2 protein-coding genes are annotated in these 2,627 nt (G+C 70.9%); both read left to right on the plus strand.

Annotated features, from left to right (window positions below; all coding sequences use genetic code 11):
* Positions 1-165: 165 nt before the first annotated feature.
* The gene (locus AB0N14_RS39770) at positions 166-1,251 is read left to right on the plus strand and encodes a YihY/virulence factor BrkB family protein (RefSeq protein ID WP_366030560.1); all 1,086 of its coding nucleotides are present in this window, start codon (positions 166-168) and stop codon (positions 1,249-1,251) included.
* A gap of 165 nt (positions 1,252-1,416) precedes the next feature.
* The gene (locus AB0N14_RS39775; protein WP_366030561.1) at positions 1,417-2,610 is read left to right on the plus strand and encodes a hypothetical protein; all 1,194 of its coding nucleotides are present in this window, start codon (positions 1,417-1,419) and stop codon (positions 2,608-2,610) included.
* Positions 2,611-2,627: the final 17 nt, after the last annotated feature.

Consider the following 2,627-nt stretch of genomic DNA (forward strand, 5'->3'; position numbering starts at 1 on the left):
CGAGCTACAGACACTCCTCGCCCTCTGGACCGGCGCCTGCCCCACCTGCCACCGCGACATACCCACACCCATACGGACCTGACCAAGCACTACTAGGGTGCGTCCGACAGTTGTCGTCGGCCGTGCCGGCGGAGTGGTCCGGCGCGGTCGGGTTACCCGCCGACCATGACTCGGCTGCTGAAAAGGGAAGACAAGGATCACCGGGCACGTCATGGCCACCGACGGGGGGCGGCAGACCGCCGCCCCGAGCCCGCCGCGGATTCCACCGCCGCGCCGCCCGGGCCGGACCCGGAAGTGGAGCGCAGGGCCCCGGAGGCGCCGACCGAGTTGCCCCGGCGCTCGTGGTGGGCGGTGTTCAGTGGCACGCTCCGCGAGTTCGGGAACGACGAACTGACCGACCGGGCCGCGGCCCTGACCTACTACGGGGTGCTGTCCCTCTTCCCGGCCCTGCTGGTGCTGGTGTCCCTGCTGGACATCGCCGGGCGGTCGGCGACCGACAAGGTGCTGGCCAACCTCAAACAGTTCGCCCCGGGCGCGGCCCGGGACATCATCACCCGGGCCGTGGCGCAGTTGCAGGGACACAGCGGCGCCGGGTCCGTGATGGCGTTCGTGGGCCTGGCGCTGGCGCTGTGGTCGGCGTCGGGTTACATCGGCGCGTTCATCCGCACCGCGAACGCCGTCTACGACATCCCCGAGGGCCGGCCCCTGTGGAAGGTCCTGCCCCTGCGGCTGGCGGTCACGGTCGTGCTCATGCTGCTGGCCCTGGCGAGCGCGCTGATCGTGGTGTTCACCGGCGGGCTGGCGCACCAGGTGGGCACGGCACTGGGCATCGGGCACACGGCGCTCATGGTGTGGTCGATCGCCAAGTGGCCCGTCCTCGTCGCCCTGGTGACGATCATGCTGGCGATCCTGTACTGGGCCACGCCGAACGCCAAGGTCCACGGCTTCAGGTGGATCACACCGGGCAGCGTGCTGGCGCTGGTGCTCTGGATGGGCGCGTCCGGTGGGTTCGCGGTCTACGTCGCCGCCTTTTCCTCGTACAACAAGACCTACGGCACCATGGCGGGCGTCATCGTCTTCCTGGTGTGGCTGTGGATGGGCAATCTGGCGATCCTGCTGGGCCTGGAGTTCGACGCGGAGACCGCGCGGCAGCGGGCGATCGCCGGCGGTCTTCCGCCCGACCAGGAGCCGTACACCGAGCCACGGGACACCCGCGCGTGGGACGACGAGGACCGGCGCCGCGTGGACTGACGAAGGTTCGGCCCGCCGCGAGAGCCCCGTTGCCCGCCCGTCGTTTCGCAAGTTCGCGAGCGGATGTCGGAAGGGAGCGAACCCCCGGACCGCTTCGATCATCTTCATTCGGGGACCATGGCGTTCCCGGTCGGTCGCAGGGGACAGGAGCCGAAAGGAAGGGCCGTGCCGGTCATCAGTCAGCGGGTGCACCTGGTGCTGCTCGCCGCCTGGACAATCGTCTGGTTCGCCGTGGTGGAGCGGCACGGCGGGTTCTCCTGGCACTATCTGCAGCAGGGCGGGAAACTGCTGTATCAGGGCGCCGGACGCGACGGCGGTCTCAACCTGTACGCGCACCACCCCGAGCTCCAGATGGGCCCGCTCAGCTTCCTGGTGGCGGGTGTGTTCAACCCGTTCCCCGACGGCGTGGGACAGTTCCTGGCCGCTGCCCTGATGTCCGCGCTCGGCCTGGTGATCCTGGTCCTCGCCGGACGCAGCGCAGCCTGGTACTTCCGGGGCACCGGGACCAACCACCAGCGGCTGCGGCAGCGCGTGCTGATCGCGGGCCTGGCCTTCATCCCCATGTGGATCGAGGTGTCGGTCCGCTTCGGGCACCTCGACGATGTCCTGGCGCTGTTCTTCACCGCCCTGGCCGTACGCTCGGTCACCCTCGGCAACGCGGCGGGGGCCGGCGTCTTCATGGCCCTGGCCATGAACTCCAAACCGACGGCGCTGGCCTTCCTGCCGCTGCTGCTCGCGCTGCCGAGACACCAGTGGCTGCGGGCCGGTCTGTGGTGCGCAAGCCTGGTCGCGGTCGTCTGGCTGCCGTTCTTCATCGGCTCCCCGCACACGATGGCGGCGGCGCACTTCACCATCCCGAACCAGCCGGCGTCCGCGCTGCGCTGGCTCGGCGTCGGCGATCCCCAGACACCACCCTGGGACCGCCCCGCGCAGGCCGTGGTGGGTCTGACGCTCGGCTGTATAGCCGTCTGGCGCGGCCGCTGGGCCGCGGTGGTCCTGCTCGGCGCCAACGCGCGGATCGTGCTGGACCCCAGCGTCTACACGTACTACACCGCGTCCGTCCTGCTGGGCACGCTGTTGTGGGACGTGATCGGCCAGCGGCGCCTCGTCCCCTGGTGGAGCTGGATCGCGCTGCTCACGCTGTACGGCAGTGTGTTCGTCGTGCCCGACGACTCCGCCCGCGGTCTGATCCGTCTGGGCTTCGTGGCCGTCTCCACCGCGTACGTCCTGTTCTGGCCGGTACGCGACCGCGGCGACCCGCGCTCCTGCGGCCGGGGCCGGCCGCGACGGCCGACCACGCCCCCGGCACAGCGGAGCCGGGACGCGACCCGCGGCGAGCCGGAGGCGACACTCGGCTGACCGGCGCGCGAAGCGCC

The sequence above is a fragment of the Streptomyces sp. NPDC051104 genome (assembly GCF_040682835.1).
Lineage (GTDB): Bacteria > Actinomycetota > Actinomycetes > Streptomycetales > Streptomycetaceae > Streptomyces > Streptomyces cynarae.